19 protein-coding genes, 1 tRNA gene and 1 pseudogene are annotated in these 17,791 nt (G+C 70.4%); 7 read left to right on the top strand and 14 right to left on the bottom strand.

What is annotated here, in order from left to right; all coding sequences use genetic code 11:
* Positions 1 to 18: 18 nt before the first annotated feature.
* The 5 genes and pseudogenes from AC0699_RS30915 to AC0699_RS30895 all read left to right on the top strand — a co-directional run bounded on the left by AC0699_RS30915 (position 19) and on the right by AC0699_RS30895 (position 6,029).
* Positions 19 to 1,182: an HpcH/HpaI aldolase/citrate lyase family protein gene (locus AC0699_RS30915; protein WP_478667041.1), complete on the top strand. Its 1,164-nt coding sequence runs from the start codon at positions 19 to 21 to the stop codon at positions 1,180 to 1,182.
* The gene (locus tag AC0699_RS30910; protein WP_478667039.1) at positions 1,182 to 3,878 is read left to right on the top strand and encodes a phosphoribosyltransferase; all 2,697 of its coding nucleotides are present in this window, start codon (positions 1,182 to 1,184) and stop codon (positions 3,876 to 3,878) included. Before AC0699_RS30915 ends, AC0699_RS30910 begins: the two co-directional genes overlap by 1 nt.
* On the top strand, positions 3,875 to 4,819 hold the full coding sequence (locus AC0699_RS30905) for an HAD family hydrolase (RefSeq protein ID WP_478667037.1): 945 nt from the start codon (positions 3,875 to 3,877) through the stop codon (positions 4,817 to 4,819). Before AC0699_RS30910 ends, AC0699_RS30905 begins: the two co-directional genes overlap by 4 nt.
* Positions 4,820 to 4,863: 44 nt before the next feature.
* Positions 4,864 to 5,382: pseudogene (locus AC0699_RS30900) on the top strand (sensor histidine kinase); the annotation flags it as partial.
* Positions 5,373 to 6,029, top strand: coding sequence for a response regulator transcription factor (locus tag AC0699_RS30895; protein ID WP_478667035.1), 657 nt, complete (start codon positions 5,373 to 5,375; stop codon positions 6,027 to 6,029). The pseudogene AC0699_RS30900 and the gene AC0699_RS30895, both read left to right, overlap by 10 nt.
* A 144-nt stretch (positions 6,030 to 6,173) precedes the next feature.
* On the opposite strand, the gene AC0699_RS30890 is transcribed toward AC0699_RS30895, so the two are convergent.
* The 3 genes from AC0699_RS30890 to AC0699_RS30880 form a co-directional block, all read right to left on the bottom strand.
* Complete coding sequence (locus AC0699_RS30890) at positions 6,174 to 6,389, bottom strand: FmdB family zinc ribbon protein (RefSeq protein WP_478667033.1); 216 nt, start codon at positions 6,387 to 6,389, stop codon at positions 6,174 to 6,176.
* Positions 6,390 to 6,399: 10 nt separating this feature from the next.
* Positions 6,400 to 6,987, bottom strand: coding sequence for a DUF4383 domain-containing protein (locus AC0699_RS30885; RefSeq protein ID WP_478667031.1), 588 nt, complete (start codon positions 6,985 to 6,987; stop codon positions 6,400 to 6,402).
* Between the two features lie 179 nt (positions 6,988 to 7,166).
* On the bottom strand, positions 7,167 to 8,546 hold the full coding sequence (locus tag AC0699_RS30880; RefSeq protein WP_478667029.1) for a hypothetical protein: 1,380 nt from the start codon (positions 8,544 to 8,546) through the stop codon (positions 7,167 to 7,169).
* 252 nt (positions 8,547 to 8,798) lie between these two features.
* On the opposite strand from AC0699_RS30880, the gene AC0699_RS30875 reads away from it, so the two are divergent.
* Positions 8,799 to 8,873 (top strand) — tRNA-Val (locus AC0699_RS30875).
* A gap of 101 nt (positions 8,874 to 8,974) precedes the next feature.
* On the opposite strand, the gene AC0699_RS30870 is transcribed toward AC0699_RS30875, so the two are convergent.
* The 10 genes from AC0699_RS30870 to AC0699_RS30825 all read right to left on the bottom strand — a co-directional run bounded on the left by AC0699_RS30870 (position 8,975) and on the right by AC0699_RS30825 (position 15,334).
* On the bottom strand, positions 8,975 to 10,111 hold the full coding sequence (locus AC0699_RS30870) for a tyrosine-type recombinase/integrase (RefSeq protein ID WP_478667027.1): 1,137 nt from the start codon (positions 10,109 to 10,111) through the stop codon (positions 8,975 to 8,977).
* Positions 10,111 to 10,320, bottom strand: coding sequence for an excisionase family DNA-binding protein (locus AC0699_RS30865; RefSeq protein ID WP_478667025.1), 210 nt, complete (start codon positions 10,318 to 10,320; stop codon positions 10,111 to 10,113). Before AC0699_RS30865 ends, AC0699_RS30870 begins: the two co-directional genes overlap by 1 nt.
* Entirely contained in the window at positions 10,317 to 11,618 is a 1,302-nt protein-coding gene (locus AC0699_RS30860; RefSeq protein WP_478667150.1) for a replication initiator, read from the bottom strand. The genes AC0699_RS30865 and AC0699_RS30860 overlap by 4 nt, the downstream gene beginning before the upstream one ends.
* A 141-nt stretch (positions 11,619 to 11,759) precedes the next feature.
* Entirely contained in the window at positions 11,760 to 11,966 is a 207-nt protein-coding gene (locus AC0699_RS30855) for a hypothetical protein (protein ID WP_478667023.1), read from the bottom strand.
* A 94-nt stretch (positions 11,967 to 12,060) separates the two neighbouring features.
* Complete coding sequence (locus AC0699_RS30850) at positions 12,061 to 12,402, bottom strand: SpdD-like protein (protein WP_478667021.1); 342 nt, start codon at positions 12,400 to 12,402, stop codon at positions 12,061 to 12,063.
* Between the two features lie 24 nt (positions 12,403 to 12,426).
* Entirely contained in the window at positions 12,427 to 12,582 is a 156-nt protein-coding gene (locus tag AC0699_RS30845; protein ID WP_478664403.1) for a hypothetical protein, read from the bottom strand.
* Positions 12,583 to 12,603: 21 nt separating this feature from the next.
* Positions 12,604 to 13,278 carry a DUF2637 domain-containing protein gene (locus AC0699_RS30840; RefSeq protein WP_478667019.1) on the bottom strand — a complete coding sequence of 225 codons (675 nt, stop codon included), beginning with the start codon at positions 13,276 to 13,278 and terminating at the stop codon, positions 12,604 to 12,606.
* Positions 13,279 to 13,361: 83 nt separating this feature from the next.
* Positions 13,362 to 13,541 (bottom strand): hypothetical protein, encoded by a 180-nt coding sequence (locus tag AC0699_RS30835; RefSeq protein ID WP_478667018.1) that lies wholly within the window; start codon positions 13,539 to 13,541, stop codon positions 13,362 to 13,364.
* An 86-nt stretch (positions 13,542 to 13,627) separates the two neighbouring features.
* The gene (locus AC0699_RS30830) at positions 13,628 to 14,938 is read right to left on the bottom strand and encodes an FtsK/SpoIIIE domain-containing protein (RefSeq protein WP_478667148.1); all 1,311 of its coding nucleotides are present in this window, start codon (positions 14,936 to 14,938) and stop codon (positions 13,628 to 13,630) included.
* Positions 14,939 to 14,995: 57 nt separating this feature from the next.
* Positions 14,996 to 15,334, bottom strand: coding sequence for an SCO3933 family regulatory protein (locus AC0699_RS30825; protein WP_384076464.1), 339 nt, complete (start codon positions 15,332 to 15,334; stop codon positions 14,996 to 14,998).
* 349 nt (positions 15,335 to 15,683) lie between these two features.
* On the opposite strand from AC0699_RS30825, the gene AC0699_RS30820 reads away from it, so the two are divergent.
* Positions 15,684 to 16,817, top strand: a complete 1,134-nt coding sequence (locus AC0699_RS30820) for a helix-turn-helix transcriptional regulator (protein ID WP_478667016.1) — start codon at positions 15,684 to 15,686, stop codon at positions 16,815 to 16,817.
* Here the strand turns inward: AC0699_RS30820 and AC0699_RS30815 are convergent.
* Entirely contained in the window at positions 16,801 to 17,592 is a 792-nt protein-coding gene (locus AC0699_RS30815; protein ID WP_478667014.1) for an NUDIX domain-containing protein, read from the bottom strand. The two genes, AC0699_RS30820 and AC0699_RS30815, sit on opposite strands and share 17 nt — an antisense overlap.
* Positions 17,593 to 17,791: the final 199 nt, after the last annotated feature.

Genomic DNA, 17,791 nt, shown 5'->3' with positions numbered 1-17,791 from the left:
GCAGTACGGGGGACTCAGATGCGTCATTTCGGGTATATCCCGACCACTGCCCGGAAGGAATTGTTCTACCAGGAGCCGTCCGAATTCGATGCCGACTCCCCTGCCCGGATGCTCGCCTGCGCGCTCGGAGCGACGCTCTACAGCCCGGCGACCCGGCCGCGACTCGCGGACGACGTGATCAAGCAGGGCGCGCGCGGAGTCGTCTCCATGGTGCTCTGCCTGGAGGATTCGATCGACGACGCCGAGGTATCCGACGCCGAGGAGAACCTGGTCCGCCAGTTCGCCCACCTCGACGCGCGCGGCGTCGAGGTGCCGCTGCTCTTCATCCGGGTGCGCGAATCCGGCCAGATCGAGGACCTCGTCCGGCGTCTCGGTGACTCGGTCCGGCTGTTGTCCGGATTCGTACTCCCCAAGTTCACCGAAGAGCGCGGCGCCCCGTTCCTGGAGGCCCTCGGCGCCGCGGAGGCCGCGACCGGCCGCCGGCTGTACGCGATGCCGGTGCTCGAATCGCCGGAGCTGCTCCACCTGGAGTCCAGGTCCGAGACGCTCGCCGGCATCTCCCGCGCCGTCGCCAGGCACCGGGAGCGGATTCTCGCGCTCCGCCTCGGCGTCACCGACTTCTGCTCGGCGTACGGACTGCGCCGCTCGCCCGACATGACAGCGTACGACGTCAAGATCGTCGCCCATGTCATCGCGGACGTCGTCAATGTCCTCGGCCGCGCCGACGGGAGCGGATTCACCATCACCGGCCCCGTCTGGGAGTACTTCCGCCTCCAGGAGCGGATGTTCAAACCGCAGCTCCGGCGCAGCCCGTTCCTCGAGGTACGGGCCGAGAAGCTGCGCACCACGCTGATCGAGCACGACCTGGACGGACTTCTGCGGGAGATCGAGCTGGACCGCGCCAACGGGCTGCTCGGCAAGACCTGCATCCACCCCTCCCACGTACTGCCCGTACACGCACTGTCAGTGGTCAGTCATGAGGAGTTCAGCGACGCGCAGGACATCCTTCGCCCCGAGCGGGGAGGAGGAGGGGTGATGCGTTCGGCGTACACGAACAAGATGAACGAGGTGAAGCCGCACCGCGCCTGGGCGGAGCGCACGCTGCTGCGCGCCGAGGTGTTCGGCGTCGCTCGTGAGGACGTGGGCTTTGTGGAGCTGCTCACCGCTGGTCTGGCAGGCTGATGACGGAGGTATACGAAGCAGTGGTGTGGTCGGGTAGCTGGGTTTCCCAGCGGCTGGGAGTGGAGCTCGTCGGAAACGGTGACGGTGCCGACGGCGAGCTGAGGTCGCTGCTGGGCCTGGCCCTGCGGCGCAACCCGAAGCGGGCACACCTGCTGGTGTCGCATGTACTGGGCAAGCATGTGCCGCAGAGCCCGGCCGTCGTGTACGGATACGGGTTCGCGCTCGGCCTGCGCGTACGCGAGCTGCTCGGGCATGAGGAGGCCGCGCGCGCCGTGGTCCTCGGCTACGCGGAGACCGCGACCGGCCTCGGCCACTCGGTCGCCGACGGGCTGGGCCTCGCGCCCTATCTGCACTCGACGCGGCGCCCCGTCGACGGCCTCGCCAAGGCCGGTGGCTTCGAGGAGTCGCACTCCCACGCCACCTCGCACCTCCTGCTCCCGGAGGACCCGAAACTGCTGGCGGGCGAGGGTCCGCTGGTCCTGGTGGACGACGAGTTCTCCACGGGCAACACCGTGCTGAACACGATCCGCGACCTGCACGAGCGCTACCCGCGCAAGCGGTACGTGATCGTCGCCCTCGTCGACATGCGCTCGGCGGCCGATCTGGGCCGCATTGAGGCCTTCGCGAAGGAGATCGACGCCCGGATCGACCTGGTGGCCACGGCCGAGGGCACGGTGCGCCTGCCGGCGGGGGTCCTGGAGAAGGGCCGGCGCCTGGTGGCGGAGCACGAGGCCGCGACGGCGGCCGAGGGCGCCACCGCTCCGGCCGCGGCCCGGGATGCCGCCGAGTCCCGCCCGGGCGATGCCGCGCCGCGCGCGGCCGAGCGGTCCGGCGCAGCGGCGTCCGCCGTGCGCGTGGACCTCGGCTGGCCGGCCGGAGTTCCCGACGGCGGGCGGCACGGCTTCACGCCGGTGCACCGCGTCGAGCTGGAGGCGGCCCTGCCGGACATGGCGGCGCGTATCGCCGAGGCGCTCGGCGCCACGGCGCCGGACCACGCGACGCCCGGCTCGCCGGTTCATGGGGAGGCTCCCCGGGCGGCCGGTCCCGAAGAGCAGGGCACCGCCGCGCGGCAGCGCGTTCTCGTGCTCGGGTGCGAAGAGCTGATGTACGCGCCGCTGCGGCTCGCGCAGGCGCTGGAGAAGGCTGCCGGGGCCGTGGCCGAGGTGCGGTATTCGACGACCACCCGGTCGCCGGTGCTCGCCGTGGACGACCCGGGCTACGCGATACGGAGCCGGCTGGTCTTCCCGGCCCACGACGACCCGGCCGACGGACCGGGCGAGCGGTACGCGTACAACGTCGCCGGTGGCGGCTTCGACGCGGTGGTCGCCGTGGTCGACTCCGCCGCCGACACCGCCGCACTGCACGCCCCTGACGGGCTGCTGGCGCAGCTCGGCGCGCACATACCGCACGTGCTGCTCGCCGTCGTCCCCTCGTACGTACCCGAATCCTCCTGCGTGCCCGAATCCTCGTACGTGCCCGAATCCTCGTGCGCAACCGAACCAGCCCAAGCACCCGACGTAGCCGAAGTAGCCGAAGTAGCCGAAAGGGCCTCGATGCTGCCCGAGCCGCTCCGCGGACCCGACTTCTCCTCCTACGCCCCCGAGGAGGTCGGCTGGCTGCTCCAGGACCTCTCGGACGTCGCGCTCGAAGCGCCGACCGAGGAGCGCGAAGAGGCGATACAGAGCGGCGGCGCGCACTACGCCGAGTCCCTGCCGGTCGAGTACCAGCCCAGCGACCGGTACCAGGCGCTGTTCCACGACGCCCTGGAGACGTCGGCCGCCCGGATCGCCCGTGCCGTCGGCGCCGTCACCGAGACCGTGCTCGCCGAACGGTCCCCGCGACCCGTCCTCGCCTCGCTGGCCCGGGCCGGCACCCCCGTCGGCGTCCTGATGCGCCGCTGGGCCCAGCACCGCCACGGCCTGGACCTGCCCCACTACGCCGTGTCGATCGTGCGTGGCCGCGGCATCGATGCGAACGCGCTGCGCTGGCTCGCCGCCCACCACAACCCGGCCGATGTCGTGTTCGTCGACGGCTGGACGGGCAAGGGCGCCATCACCCGCGAACTGGCCGCCGCGCTCAGCGAGTTCGACGGCTTCGACCCTGAGATCGCGGTCCTCGCCGACCCGGGCGGCTGCGTCCGTACGTACGGCACGCGCGAGGACTTCCTCATCCCCTCCGCCTGCCTCAACTCCACGGTCTCCGGGCTGATTTCGCGTACGGTCCTACGCGCCGACCTGGTCGGTCCGTACGACTTCCACGGCGCGAAGTACTACCGCGAGCTGGCCGGAGCCGATGTGTCGGGCCACTTCCTCGACACCGTGGCGGCCCGTTTCGACGAGGTGGCCGACGCCGTCGACGCGGACGTCAAGGAACTGCTGTCGGCGGACCGGGCGCCGACCTGGGCCGGCTGGGCCGCGGTGGAGCGGATCAGCGAGGAGTACGGCATCAACGACGTCAACCTGGTCAAGCCGGGTGTCGGCGAGACCACGCGCGTCCTGCTGCGCCGTGTCCCCTGGAAGATCCTCGCCAAGCGGGGCGCGGCGGCCGACCTCGACCACGTACGGCTGCTGGCAGAGCAGCGCGGCGTGCCGGTCGAGGAGGTCGACGACCTCCCGTACACCTGCGTCGGGCTGATCCACCCCCAGTACACGCGCGGCGCGACCGGTGCGGACGGCAAGGCGGTGACTGCCCCGTGACCGCCCTGATCGCCAGCGATCTCGACCGTACGCTCATCTACTCGTCGGCGGCGCTGCAGCTGCCGATGCCCGATGCCGATGCCCCGAGGCTGCTCTGCGTCGAGGTGTACGACAGCAAGCCGCTGTCCTATATGACGGAGACCGCTGCCGTGCTCCTCGCGGAGCTGGCCCGTACCTCCGTCTTCGTGCCGACCACGACGCGGACGCGCGAGCAGTACGGAAGGATCCAGCTGCCGGGGCCCGCCCCGCGGTTCGCGATCTGTGCGAACGGCGGGCATCTGCTGGTCGACGGCGTCTCCGACCGCGACTGGCAGCGTGTGGTCGCGGGCCGGCTCGCGGACGAGTGTGCCTCGCTCGCCGAGGTCCGCGCCCATATGCTCGCGACGGCCGACCCGGCGTGGGTGCTGAAGGAGCGGGTCGCCGAGGACCTGTTCGCGTACCTCGTCGTCGACCGCGCGCTGCTGCCGGTGGGCTGGACGAACGAACTCGCCGCGTGGGCGGAGCCCAGGGGCTGGACGGTCTCCCTCCAGGGTCGCAAGATCTACGCGGTCCCGAAGCCCCTCACCAAGAGCGCGGCGGTCCACGAACTCGCCCGCCGCACCGGCACGGAGGTCGTCCTGGCCGCCGGAGACTCCCTGCTCGACGCCGATCTGTTGCTGGCCGCGGACCACGCGTGGCGTCCCGGCCACGGCGAACTGGCCGACACCGGCTGGTCCGCCCCGCACGCCACCGTCCTCCCGGAGCGGGGGGTCGCGGCGGGTGAGGAGATCCTGCGACGTTTCGCAGCGACGGCGGCGATGGCGACGGCAGCGATGGCGGCCTCAGTGACGACGGCGGTGACGACGGCGGTGGCGACTGGGTCGACGGCGGTGGCGACTGCGCCGACGGTCCCGACGCCGGCCCTGGCGCCGCACACGCCGGACGCGGCGGCGACGCGCTGAGAGCCGGGCTCGCCCTCGGCGCCGTCTCGACCGTCGCGGGGGCCGCCCTCGGCATGCTGCTCGGCCGTGCCCGCCGCAGCCGTGATCCCGAGCGCGCGGGCCGGCTTCTCCTCCAGGCCCACGAGGAGAGCCGGCTGGCCCTCGCCGAACTCCGCGACGTCGCCTGGCGGATCCATCCGGCCGTCCTCGACGAGGCGGGGCTGCGCGCCGCGCTGGAGTCCGTCGCCGAGCGCACACCGCTGCCGCTCCGGCTCGATTACACCGTCGACGGCGCACCGCCGGCGCGGCCGGTGGAGACCGTCGCGTATTTCGTGGTCTCCGAAGCCGTCACCAACGTCGTGAAGCACTCCGGTGCGACCCGGATCGCCGTCACGCTGACCCGGGACGGCGAGGAGAGCCCGCTGTGCCTGCGCGTCGAGGACGACGGCCGGGGCGGAGCCGACCCTTCCGGCGGCGGACTCACCGGGCTGGCGACCCGGATCGCCGCCCTCGACGGCCGGTTCGCGGTGCACAGCCCGCGCGGCGGACCCACTGTCGTCACCGCGGAGCTGCCATGCGCGTGATCCTGGCCGAGGACTCGACTTTGTTGCGGGAGGGCCTCGTACGGCTGCTCGCCGAGGAGGGCCATGAGGTGCTGGCGGCGGTCGGCGACGGGGACCGGCTTCTCGCGGCCGTGTCCGCCGAGCGGCCGGACGTCGTGGTCGCCGACGTCCGGATGCCTCCCACGCACACCGACGAGGGGCTGCGGGCGGCCCTGGAGATCCGCCGCAGGTGGCCCGGGGTCGGGGTGCTCGTGCTGTCGCAGTACGTGGAGAAGCGGTACGCGACCGAGCTGCTGACCGGGGAACCGGCGGGCGGCGGCGTCGGCTGTCTCCTCAAGGACCGGGTCGTCCAGGTCGACGAGTTCCTGGACGCCCTGGAGCGCGTGGGGGAGGGGCGGGCCGCCTTCGACCCCGAGGTCGTACGCCGGCTGCTGGTGCGCAGCAGCCATACGGATCCGCTGGCGCGGCTGACGGAGCGCGAGGGCCGGGCGCTCGCCGAGATGGCCCAGGGGCATACGAACGCGGCGATCGCGGCACGGCTGCATGTGTCGCAGAGCGCGGTGGAGAAACACATCAACGCGATCTTCGACAAGCTGGGGCTGACGGGGGAGTCGGCGGCGGGGTACAGCAGACGGGTGCTGGCGGTGCTGCGTTACCTGGACACGTAGGTACCTGGACACGTAGGTACCGGACACGTAGCGGGACGCGGCCGCTCGGCCGCGCAGTCGGTGGCGCGGCCGGGCGACCCGACGACCGGACGACTGGGCGACCAGTGGATTCTGTTGGGGCCTGTGGGCCGGCCTGTGGAGCGGCTAGCCGCAGCAGCCGCCACCACAGCAGCCGCCTCCGCCTCCGCCTCCGCCACCGGCCGGAGCCGTGCTCGTGCCGCCGACAGCGACGGCGGACAGCAGCTTCACGGTGTCCTCGTGTCCGGCGGGGCAGACCGCGGGGGCGGAGGACTCGGCCATGGGCCGGCTCAGCTCGAACGTGTCGTCGCAGGAGCGGCAGCGGTACTCGTAACGGGGCATGGACAACAGACTAGCTCTGCCCCTGGCTCTGCCCCTGGCTCTGGGTCTGTCGGCGGGCACGCTGCTCCTCGCCTGCCGCCTCGTCAGGGTGGCGGGCCCTCCAGTACGGATTGTCGTGGGGCAGGGCGCTGCCCACTCTGCCGTACATCCCGAACCACATCAGCATGACGCCGACGACGAAGCTGAAGATGACGTTCTGGATCCGGAAGTTGAGGAAGTTGGAACCGCTGTCCAGCAAGCCGAGGTTCACGAAGCCGCTGACGATGAAGAGGACGCCGAGCACCATGTTGAGGGTGGAGGCGAAGTTGCCGCCGATGACCATCCCCACGAAGAGCAGCAGTCCGACGCAGATGGACAGCACGCTCAGCCCGCCGTTGGTGCTGAGGCCCCCGACCGTGGCATTGCCGATGTCGAAGAAGCCGATGTTGTGGGTCAGCCCGAGGATCCCGAAGGCCAGCAGCACCAGCCCCATGAGCCCGGCGCCGATCCGGTAGATCTTGCTGAGGTGGTGATCGACGGGCAGGTGCTCGTCCAGCGCGACACGCAGGCCGCTCGGCTGCCGGGACTCCGAGGGCTGCTGTGCGTGAGTGGATGCCATATCGGCCTCCTTTGGCCGCGTGCGTACCTCGTTACAGCATCCGCCCGCACAGGCGACCCGACAAATCCGGCGGGGAGCAGCCAGGGGGAACGGGGAACACCGGGTGAGCGCGGGGAAGCGGCGGAGGAGCAGCGGGGAGAGGGCGCCGGAGGTGGCGGAGAGGCTTCGCCGGGTCGGGCTCAGCCGTGAGCAGCCCCCGCGCCGCGCTCGCCGCGGATCTGCTCGACGACGTGCGCCACGGTCTGCCGTACCGCTTCCGTCTCCGTCAGGAAGTGCCAGTAGTCGGGGTGGTGCCCTTCAAGACCGGCGATCGCGCGCTCCAGCCGGGCCACGGAGTCGTCCAGGGGCCGGGCGTGGCGCGGGTCCGGCGTGTTGCGGCCCGCCATGGCCAGGCGCTGGGCGTCGCGGATCGCGAAACGGGTCCGCTCGACCTCCTGCTGTGGGTCCTTCGCGACGGCGTCGAGCCGCCGCAGCCGGTCGCCGGCTGCCGAGACCGCCTCGTCCGTACTGTTCAGCAGCGCACGGACCGTACCGAGCAGGGCCGTCGCATCCGCCCAGCGCTGCTCGTCGCGAGCCTTGCCGGCCTCCTTGAGCTTCTCCTCCGCCCGGCGGACGTTCTCCGTGGCCTGCGTGGGAACGGGCTGCAGATCCTGCCAGCAGGCGGCGGTGAAGCGGCGGCGCAGCTCGCTGAGGACGGGCTCGACGCCGCTCGCACGGGTGGTGAGGGCCTGGGCGCGGGTACGCAGCGACACCAGCCGCTTGTCGATCTCGGCGGCGCGCTCCGGGAGCCGCTCCGCCTCGGTCCGTACGGCCTCGGCGTCGCGCATGACGCGGTCGGCGCGCTGCAGCGTCTCGGCCACGCCGTGCCGGCCGGCGCCTTCGTTGAGCCTGGTCAGCTCGGGGGCGAGGGCGGCGAGGCGGGCGGCGAGATCATCCGCCCGCATTCCGGAGCCCCGAACCGAATCGAGAGCATTGCTCGCGGAAAGGAGCGCCTGTCGTGCCCGCTCCACCGCCGGGGCGAGCCGGGCCAGCTGGGTCTCCGCCTTGTCGAGCAGCGGCCCGAGCCCCTGCGCGAACCGGTCGAGGTCCCCTTTGACCCGGACCAGCTCGTCCTTCGCCTTCGTCAGCTCCGTACGCGCCCGGACGGCCACCGCAGGGTCGAGATCGTCCCGGTCGAGATCGTGCGCGTCGACGGCCGTGATGTACCCGTGGCTTACCTCGTCGATCCGCCGCCCCAGCGCGGCGAAGTCGTCCACCGCCCGGCGCGCACCCGGCGAGCTGTCCACGGCCGTGATCGTCTCGATCGAGATCCGCAGATCGCGCTGCGCGGTGTCCAGCTCGTAGAACGCCGCGGCCGCCGCGTCCTTGGCGGCCTGCGCATCGGCCCGCTGACTCTCCCCGCGGCCCCCGAACCAGCGCCGCGTACCACCACCGGCGAAGGCCCCCGGCAGCACGGCGACGACCAGCGGCAGCGGCAGCAGCACCAGCGCGACCACATCCCGCACCACACTCGCTCTCGCCTTCGCCTTCGCGTGCGGTCGCGCGTGTGTCGCCGTCACATCCCTCTCCCGTGCCGTGTCCGCCCTGCCCGGTTCATTCTCCCACCCGGTAAGGACGAACACACGGGCCTGTTAGTTCGCGGTTCCTACGACAACCTCGCCGTTGTCGCTCCGCGCCGTGGTGATGTGCGGGCTCCTCGGGTCCTGCCTCACGCCCACCGAGGAACTCCGGGGTGGGGCTTTCCCCCGATCCACGGAAGATCTGGTTTGCGGCACCCACCCATGGGCCATGTACGCTGTTGCCTCATTCCAGGGTGCGTAGCTCAGGGGTAGAGCGCTGCTCTTACAAAGCAGATGTCGGCGGTTCGAAACCGTCCGCGCCCACCAGTGAAGAGGCACGACAAAGGCCCAGGTCATCCGGCGGTTTCCGGAAGCCTGGGCCTTGTTCGTTCCCCAGCCGCGGAGGCGGGGGAGGGGCGGCGTGCCATTTACGTGCCAGATGCCTCGTCGGACTCTGTCGGCCGCACCTTCCTGATCTGCTCGTCGACGTGTGCGGCGATGGCGTGGTCGCGGCCGTTCACCAGGTGCTGATAGATCAGCGCGGCCCGCAGCGAGGAGTGCCCCATCCGCTGCATCAGCTCACGCGTCGTGGCACCACCGGTCGCGGCGAGGGTGTTCCCGGTGTGGCGCAGATCGTGGAAGTGCACGTCCCCCAGCCCGGTCGTCTTGAGGGCCCGTAGCCACAGGCGGCGGAAGTTGTTCCGGCGAAGCTGCCCGCCTCGCGCCCCGGTGAACACCAGCCCGGCGCGGCCCGGCTCCGCGTACGCGGCGAGATGCGCGGCCAGGTCCACCGCCAGCGAGGCCGGGAAAGCCACGGTGCGCACACCGGCCGCGCTCTTGGGTGTCTTGACCACGATGCCGTCCGTCCGGGTCTCTGCCAGAGCACGCCGCACGGCCACGGTACGCCTTTCGAGGTTGACGTCATGGCGCTGGAGTGCCGCCAGCTCGCCGAAGCGAAGGCCGGTGAAGGCCGCCAGGAGGATGAGAACTCGAAACCGCGCTGGCACCGCGTCGGCGAGCTGGAAGACCTCGGAGACGTCTAGGAACGGGCGCTCCGCTGTCTTGGCCGTACCCGCGCCCTTGATACGGCAGGGGTTGCGCTGGATCACCTCGTCATCAACCGCGGTATTCATGATTGCGCGGAGGACCTGATACGCCTTGGCGACCGTCGGCTCACCCACACCGGACTCCAGCAGCCCGGCTCGCCAACGTCGGATCTGCGGTGTCGTGATCTCACTCAGCATCACGTTCGCGAAGGTCGGCAAGATGTGGAGCCGCAGCGCGCTGCCGTTGCGTTCACGGGTGGTCGCGGCGTAGTCGCGCTCCTTGAACCAGGCGTCGGCGTACACCCCGAAGAGAACCTTGTCGTCCGGGTTCTTCCATCGCCCATCCAGGATCTCCGCTTCCTTGCGGACGAGCCACCGGTCGGCATCGGTCTGCGAAGGGAAAGTCTCGGGCGCCGAACGTGTCAGCCCGTCCGGATCCTGGTAGCGGGCCTGAAAGCGTCCCGATGGCAGCTTGCGCACCGCACCGAAGCGGCGCCGCTTCCCCTTGTTGTTCGACATCAGGCCATCGCCCCGAACCGGCGGCGAACGGTGATCGGCTGAACAGTGTTGGCTGTGATGAACTGAACCAACGCGCCCTCAGGGATGCGGACATGGCGCCCCACCTTGACGAACATGATTCGCCGCTCAGCTATCAGCCGTCGAGGAAAGCGCGCGGTCGTACCCAGGATTGCGGCGGCCTGGTCCACCGTGAGCAGTCGGTCAGTCATTCAGCGATATCTCCTTCCTGGGGATCAGTGGCGAATGCGGCGGCGAGCCATTCCTCGCCGCGGGTGAGTCCGGCCCCGGCGTAGGTCCAGTGGGCGAGGACGAGGGTGGTCTCATCACTGTCCGGATCGGCCGGCACGGGGGTTTGGTCACTGCGTGCGATGGCGGCTTGGAGGCGTCGCCATTCGGCGCGGGCGGCGCGTAAGGCGCCGAGGGTGGTGGAGTAGCGGCGGGTCTTGGTGGAGAAGTGGCCGCGGAAGCCGAGCATGTGGGCCCAGGCACGCAGGCGGAGATCTGCGAGGTCTTTGCGTGCGCCGAGGGCCCAGGCAGTGCGGATCAGCCGCTGCGCGTGGTCGGGGAGGTTCATGCGGGCGAGTTCGGCGAGGAACCTGAGAGGGCGGTCGAGGGTGCCGGTCGCGGTTTCGGCTCCCTTGGTGGCGTACTTGGCGATGTAGGCGGCGACCGCCTTGTCGCTGAGCTCGGTGGAGTTGTCGAAGTCGGCGGTGCGGATGGTGCGGATGTCGAGCTGGCGGCCGAAGGCGAAGGTGTGGGCGCGGCCGTCGAGGATCGGGCCGGGTACTTCGGCTGCGGTGGTGGCGGCGCGGATGGCGTCGGTGAGGAGTTCGGGGGTTCCCCAGGACGGGGGTGGGTCGTCGCTGCCTGTGGGGCCGTCGAGGCGGATCACTGCGTGGAAGTGGATGGCACCACGCCGCTGGTACTCGGCGACCTTGGCGAACGAGACCCGAGCATGCTCGGCGAACTCCCGCTGGCTGAGTCCGGCCCGCTTGGCAACCTCGCGGCGCAGATAGATCGAGAAGCGGGCCCAGATCTTGGAGGCGTGCGCGTTCCACAACACCGCGCCTTGGTAGTCGTAGGTCTCGGGATCGAGCGGGGCGCCCAGTTCGGGGGCGTCTTCGGGGTGCTGGGCACCGCAGCGGCAGCGGCCCTTGGTGGGGCGGTTGTGGACGGGGCCGAAGCCGGGGGCGGTGAAGGTGGCGAACACGCGAGGGTGGGTGGCGACCGCCTCCGGGGTGCCTTTACCGCCGCGGAGCCCGGCGGTGATCAGTTGGTAGGTGTCGCGACGGTAGGTCTCCGCGCACGAGGCACAGCGGGTGGCGCGGCGGTTGTTGCAGCGCACTAGCAGGTTCCCAGCGGGCATGTCGGCCGCGTCCAGGTGATGCAGTACCGCGCCGATCTCGCCCGTGGTGGTGTTCAGCGCATGCTCGGTGCGGTGGCCGTCGAGCCGGATTGGGGTGGTGCAGCCGCCCAGGCCGCTCAGCTGGCGGACGAGAGCGGGCATCGTGCCCAGCCGGGCGAGGAAGGCGAGATCACTTACCGGCGGTGCAGTCGTGGCCGTGGTCAACGAGGGTTCCTCCTCTCCAAAAGGGAAGGGCCGGGGCACCGGCCGCCGCAGTGGCTGGCAGGGCCCCGGCCAGGGATGTCAGCGGCGGTTGAAGGCGGCAGTGGCAGCGGTGTGGAGCAGGGCGCGGGCGGCCGGGATCGTGCCGGTGCCGTCGCAGGGGCGGCAGTGGGCGGTGATGGTGTTCAGGTGTCCGGCGCGGTTGCGGCCGCCGAGGGTGATGGCGACGGAGGCGAAGCCGTCGCAGGCGGGGCATACGCGTGCCTGGGCAGGGCGGTGCTGGGGCATGATGTGAAGTCCTTCCGGATCGTTGAGTTCGGGTAGGGGCTGGGCCGTCCGGGTGGCGGAGACTTGGCGGTTTCAGGGCCGCCCGGAGGGCCGGTCAGCGCATGGGGCGCCGGGTGTCGTTCAGGAGCGAGCGCAGGACCACGGCGCAGATCGCGACCGAGGCGCCGGTGACGGCGACGGCCAGGAGCAGCGAGACCAGGACGGCGCCGACGACCAGGACCACGGCAGCGCCACCGCCGACGACGGCCAGGAGCCCGGTCGGAGTCAGCCGCAGCGACGGGCCAGCCACAGGAGCGGGCGCCGGAGCCGGGGCCGTGGCGCTGTGCTGGCAGGCGCAGGAAGCGTTGTCGTGGTGCAGTTCGACCGCCGTGGGCTGGACGAGCGGTGTGACGATGCCGGTGGGCAGCGGGTTGACCGGGATACGGGGGCGGATCATGGATGTTCTCCCTTCTGGGCGGGGTTACTTGAGGGCGGTGTCGATGGCGGGGGCCAGCACGCTGTCGGCGATGAGGTAGCCGCCAAGGAGCAGCACGAGGACGAGCCAGGCCGGGGGGCGGGTGAGCTTGACGCCGAGCCAGCCGACGACGATCAGGGCGAACCACAGCGGGACGTCCATGGGGGCGGGTCTCCTTTCGGTTCAGGCGAGTTGGGCGGCGAGCTGGTCGGCCATCGGTGCGGGCAGGCCGAGGCGGTCGCGCAGGGTGGCCGAGTCGATCGGGGTGCCGGTCTGTGCGCGGTGGGCGGCGGCGACCTTGCGGGCGTGGTCGACGAGCGCGGGTGGCACGTTCACCGGCTCCGGCTCCCGTTCCGGCTCGGCAGGAGGCGCGGGCAGAGCGGGTACCGGTACGGCGGTGTCGACTCCTTCCGCCACCGGTTCGGGCACTGGCGTGGGATGGGGGGTTGATTCGGCCGGCACTGTTACCGGGCCGGGGTCGGCGGACGTGGGTGTGTGGACGAGGAGGGTGCCGCCGAGGAAGGCCAGGGCGGGCCATCCGGCGACGAGGATGCGCAGCCAGTCGGGCACGTTCTTCAGGTCGAGGAGTCCCGCGGTGGCGACGTTGGCACCGAGTGATGCGGCCAGCGCGACGGCGAACCAGGTCCATGCCGCACGGGTCCGGGCACCGGTCGTGCGCAGGGTGCGCAGACGGCGCCAGGCGGCGACGAGGAGCAGGTCGACGGAGACCGGGTAGGCCCAGGCCTTCCAGCCGTCCTGTCCGGCCGCGGCAGCGATGTCGTGCAGGTGGGCGAAGGACAGCGCACCGGCGATCACGGCCTGCACCAGGACTGCGTCCGGTCGGATCGATCGGGTCATGGTCTTCACCTCCTTCAGGGGTGTGGGGGCCAGGGCCGGGCGGGGACGGGGTTCTCCTGCCGCCCAGCCCTGGCGGGGATCGGTCAGTTGGTGGCGTGGCCGGTGCCGAAGCAGGTGAGGCACAGGGCGGCTTGCCGGTCGGTGGTCTCGCGGGACTTGCGGACGGAGCCGACGCGGACGGTTTCGGTGGTCTCGCCGGTGCCCTTGCAGTCCGGGCACTTCTTCGCCCTGGTCGTGCGGGTGGTGGTCTTCCTGGCAGCCATGGCAGGCGCCTCCTGTCGGGGTTTGGGCATGGCTCGGGTAGGGACCTGGCGCGATGCGGTCGCGCCGACCGGGATGGGTCGGGGTGTTACGAGGTGCTGGGAGCCGCAGCGGGCTCCGGGGCCAGGACCTCGATGGGCTCTGCGGGCTGGGGTCGCCAGGCGGCGAGGGTCGGCAGGTGCGGGGTCAGGTGGGCGAACTCGCGGCAGACGGCGGCGGCTTCACCCAGGCTCGTCCTGGGGGTGCGGATGCGGGACCAGCCTCCGGAGGAGTCCCCGGCGATTGCGAGCCCGGGCCGTTCGGCCGGGATGCTGGTCGCTGCCACGACGGCGAGGTCGTTGATGTCGCCCAGGCCCATTTCGGCGGTCTGCCGGTCGTTGCAGCGGTGCACCACGCGGCCGGTGAGCTGGGCACGCAGGGCGGTAGCGCCTTTGCCGAGTTCGGCGCCGAAGCGCTGGCCGCAGATCTCCAGATGGATGCCGACTGCGCGGGAGAGCTGGGCCAGGCGGACGAGCTGGGTGACCATGCGGTCCCGGCGGGCCGCGTCCGTCTTGGAGGCGGTCAGGAACAGTTCGGCGATCTCGTCGACCAGGACCACGATCGGGACGGGCCGGATCTTCTTCGGCAGATCCCAGATGTCGGAGGTGATGTCCTCCAGCGCCGTGCCGGGCGTGATCCCCTGGTGCAGGCACAGCAGGTCGAACCGGTTCTCCATCTCCCCGACGAGGGCATCCAGCAGCCCGTCCGCATCGTCAGGTGTGGTGGCCAGGGCGGACAGGCGCGGGGCGAACGGGGTCTGTTCCACACCGCGCTTGCAGTCGATGCCGACCAGCGCCACATGCAGCGGGGCAAGCCCGGTGATCAGGCAGCGCTGCAGCATCGACTTGCCCGACTTGTTGGCGCCCAGCGTCAGACTGTGCGGGATGGCCGTGTAGTCGCGGACGAACGGCAGACCGTCCTCCCGCAGGCCCACCACCGCGGCCAGCGGACCGGGGGCCAGGCGGCGCGGCATCCGCACCCGGGCGAGGATGTCGAAGCCGGTCATGCGCAGGTCGACCACGCCCGGTTTGATCTCGGACACGTGCACGGAGTAGACGCCCCAGGCGTGCCGCAGCCGGATCGCCGACTTCACCACATCCTCCGGCTCCAGCCCCGCAGCGAGCCTCAGCCGCAGCCGAAGCCCCGTACGCGTGGGGCTGATTCCGCGGATCGTCGGGATGCCGGGCCGGGGCTCCTCGGTGCCGGTGGCCCGTTTGGCGAACACCCGCCACCACGGCGGGGCCACGGTCAGCTCGCAGGCCTCCATGGTCTGCCGGTAGGAGGACAGGACCCGGTACAGCGCGGCCGGAAGGCCGACCAGGATCCAGTAGACGGCCGGGGCCTTGACCCGGGCCACCATCAACAGCGCGACGGCTATGACCGCCAGCGCTAACAGCACTCCGCCGGACACCGGGGCTCAGCCCTTCGCGGAGGGGGCGACCAGCGCGACCGCGCGGAACGCGATCCCGAACCGCTTCTCACCGTTGAACGTGTTCTCCCAGTCCCGGGCCTTGAGACCGACGACCTTCACCGGCATGCCGAGGGTGATTCCCTCCGGGACGCCGGTCTCCGGGACCGAGACGGTGTAGAGGTTGGCCTCGCCCTCGTCCGCGATGGTCAGGCCGACCGTCATCATCTTGGCCTTGGTCTCGCGGTCGACGGCGATCTCGCCGGACTCCTTGTTGATGACCTTGTGCTTCGGCTCGACCGCAACGAACACGACAGCGGTCGAGGTGTCGATCTTGAACGATGGCATGATGGAAGCTCCCTGATAGGGGCGGAAGCGGCGGCTTGCTTGGCGGTAGGGCGCCGCTTCTGCGTTGACTTGTGGGAGTCCTGCGACAGCACCGCAGGACCTTTGCGTTCCAACTGGTGCGCACCAGTAGGTTGCATCTGGTGCGCACCAGTTGTCAAGCGTTGCCGCCATCCGGCCTTCTCAACTCGCCTTCCTGCGACGCTTCTAGAGAACCGCGCCGCTCAACCATCCGGTAGCCAACAGAGGTTCACTGCCGTGCCGTTAACCCCGCGTGTTAACCCCTGACGACCTGCGTCGACGTGAGGCATGCTGATGTAGAGCTGTTGGACCACATGCGGGGGCGGTACAGGTGCTCAACCGGCTGCGAGAGGTGAGGAACGCGCGCGAGTGGTCACAAGCGCGTCTCATCCACGAGATCGAGCAGTACGCGAGGCGGCATGCGCTCGACATCGGTTCAACCGCCAGCCTGCGCGTCTACGTCTCGGAGTGGGAGAACGGCAAGCGCTCCATCAGCGAGCGCTACGCACAGATCCTGCGACCGGTCCTGGGCGTCACCGACGAGGAGCTCTTCGGCCGGCACAGTCCTGCCGCACCGCCCGCGGCAGTCGGCGGCTATGACGAGCTGATCAGCCGCATAGACTCTGCGCGCAGCGTCAGTCTCACGATGGTGAAGACCTTCATGGACCAAACCGAGCTCCTGCGCACGGTCGATCGCCAGATGGGCGCGGCGGCACTCGTTGACCAGATGACGGGGCACCTGGCAACCCTGGAGGACGCGCTCACGTTCGCAGTGCTTCCCGAGACGCGCCGCCCTGTTGCTCTCGCTCTGGCCGGAGCCGCCACCCTTGCGGCCTGGCAGGCCCTCGATGCTGGGGGCGTCGAAAGAGCCTGGAGACACTACGAGTTAGGCAAGCGGGCTGCTCAGGAAGCAGGCGAGCCGATGTATCTCGCGCACGCCACAGCCGAGCAGGCGTATGTGCTCAACGACGCCGGTCGTCCGGAGATGGCCGTCGATCTCGTACGCGAGGCACAGCGCTTGGGCGGAAACCAGATGTCACCGCGGTTGCAGGCATGGCTGTACGCAGCCGAGGCGGAGCTCTGCGCCAAGGCCGGATTGGCAGACGACTGCCGACGCGCTCTCGACAAAGCCGACGCCGTCTTGCCCGCGGGCGCCGAAGCGCGCGACCCCGACATGCTCAGCATCTTTCTCAACGGCGGCCACCTGGCCCGTTGGCGCGGCAACGCGCTCGCTCTGCTGGGCGACGATGATGCGCTGGGCAGCCTGTACACCGCGCTCGATGAGGCAGACCCTACGTTCATCCGGGCCACATCAGGTCTGCGGTGCGACCTTGCCCAAGCGCACCTTGCGCGCGAGGAACACGCCCAGGCCCAAGAGCACCTACAGCAGGCACGCCTGTTGGCCAACCGGACGGCTTCTGTCCGTCACCGGAGGCGCATCGAGCAGCTCACACAGAAGCTGTAGGAACTCCCTGCCCACGCGAGGCCAGGAGGTGGAGCAGCGCCACGAGGGTGCCAGAGCCCATCAGCTCACCCCGGGCCATCAGCCCCGGGACGTCCGAGAGCGGCACCCATGCGACGTGCCCCGCCTCTTCGATGTCGGTGGGATCGCCGACGTGCTGGGCACCCTTGCCGACGAAGATCTCATGAGGCGAGTCGACCATCCCCACCATGGGCTGGTAGGTGACGACATGCTCAAGGGAGTTGGGACGCCAGCCGGTCTCTTCCTCGACTTCGCGAAGTGCGGTCGCCTGCGGGTCTTCCCCCTCGTCGACGATGCCGCCGGGGAGCTCCCAGCCCCACTTGTCGGGGACGAAGCGGTAACGCCAGAGCATCAGCACGCGGTCGTGGTCATCGAGCACAGCCGAGATCGCGACGTGGTGAAGGCGCACAACGTGGTGCTCGAATCGCTCAACACCCGGGGGCTCAACATCGACGAGCGCGAGCTTCACCCAGCGGTTGTCGTAGACCGTGCGCTCACCGTGGATCTGCCAGGGCTCCAAGCCGCTTGGCGCTTCAGTCGTCACCTCGTGGGAGGGCACGCGGTAGGAGCTGCGTCCGTGGACCTCAAGCACCTTCTCAGCCACGAGCTTCGCAAGGACGCGGCGAAGTTGGGTGCGACCGATGTCAAGCTCGTCCACCAGGGTGCGCTCCGATGGCAGTTTGGAGCCGGGCGCCAGCTCCCCAGACAAGACCCACTCCCGGACCGTCCGGTAGACCCTCGCGGACTTCGTTTCCATCCCCTCGGCACACTCCCGACTCATTGGCTGGCCGGGACCAGGGTAGCCGTCGGTACTGACCGCCGTCAGGGACGATCACGAGGTGACCTCAGGTGCCGAACCGGTGTCTAGTCCCAGGTGATGGCTGACGTTCTGGTCCCAGGTGATGCTTGACGGTGGGCCTAGACAACATCGGAAACTTCTCGGGGCTTGTTCGCTT

This window comes from Streptomyces sp. NPDC043870, from assembly GCF_056435785.1.
This window is presented reverse-complemented; position numbering and strand designations above follow the sequence as displayed.

Bases quoted from the DNA above. Each gene is read 5' to 3' on its own strand.
- AC0699_RS30915 (WP_478667041.1), top strand. From the start codon at position 19: ATGCGTCATTTCGGGTATATCCCGACCACTGCCCGGAAGGAATTGTTC.
- AC0699_RS30870 (WP_478667027.1), bottom strand. From the start codon at position 10,111: ATGTCGAACAACAAGGGGAAGCGGCGCCGCTTCGGTGCGGTGCGCAAG.
- AC0699_RS30910 (WP_478667039.1), top strand. From the start codon at position 1,182: ATGACGGAGGTATACGAAGCAGTGGTGTGGTCGGGTAGCTGGGTTTCC.
- AC0699_RS30885 (WP_478667031.1), bottom strand. From the start codon at position 6,987: ATGGCATCCACTCACGCACAGCAGCCCTCGGAGTCCCGGCAGCCGAGC.
- AC0699_RS30815 (WP_478667014.1), bottom strand. From the start codon at position 17,592: ATGGAAACGAAGTCCGCGAGGGTCTACCGGACGGTCCGGGAGTGGGTC.
- AC0699_RS30835 (WP_478667018.1), bottom strand. From the start codon at position 13,541: ATGGCTGCCAGGAAGACCACCACCCGCACGACCAGGGCGAAGAAGTGC.
- AC0699_RS30860 (WP_478667150.1), bottom strand. From the start codon at position 11,618: ATGCCCGCTCTCGTCCGCCAGCTGAGCGGCCTGGGCGGCTGCACCACC.
- AC0699_RS30845 (WP_478664403.1), bottom strand. From the start codon at position 12,582: ATGGACGTCCCGCTGTGGTTCGCCCTGATCGTCGTCGGCTGGCTCGGC.
- AC0699_RS30830 (WP_478667148.1), bottom strand. From the start codon at position 14,938: ATGGTGGCCCGGGTCAAGGCCCCGGCCGTCTACTGGATCCTGGTCGGC.
- AC0699_RS30855 (WP_478667023.1), bottom strand. From the start codon at position 11,966: ATGCCCCAGCACCGCCCTGCCCAGGCACGCGTATGCCCCGCCTGCGAC.
- AC0699_RS30825 (WP_384076464.1), bottom strand. From the start codon at position 15,334: ATGCCATCGTTCAAGATCGACACCTCGACCGCTGTCGTGTTCGTTGCG.
- AC0699_RS30895 (WP_478667035.1), top strand. From the start codon at position 5,373: ATGCGCGTGATCCTGGCCGAGGACTCGACTTTGTTGCGGGAGGGCCTC.
- AC0699_RS30850 (WP_478667021.1), bottom strand. From the start codon at position 12,402: ATGATCCGCCCCCGTATCCCGGTCAACCCGCTGCCCACCGGCATCGTC.
- AC0699_RS30840 (WP_478667019.1), bottom strand. From the start codon at position 13,278: ATGACCCGATCGATCCGACCGGACGCAGTCCTGGTGCAGGCCGTGATC.
- AC0699_RS30865 (WP_478667025.1), bottom strand. From the start codon at position 10,320: ATGACTGACCGACTGCTCACGGTGGACCAGGCCGCCGCAATCCTGGGT.
- AC0699_RS30890 (WP_478667033.1), bottom strand. From the start codon at position 6,389: ATGCCCCGTTACGAGTACCGCTGCCGCTCCTGCGACGACACGTTCGAG.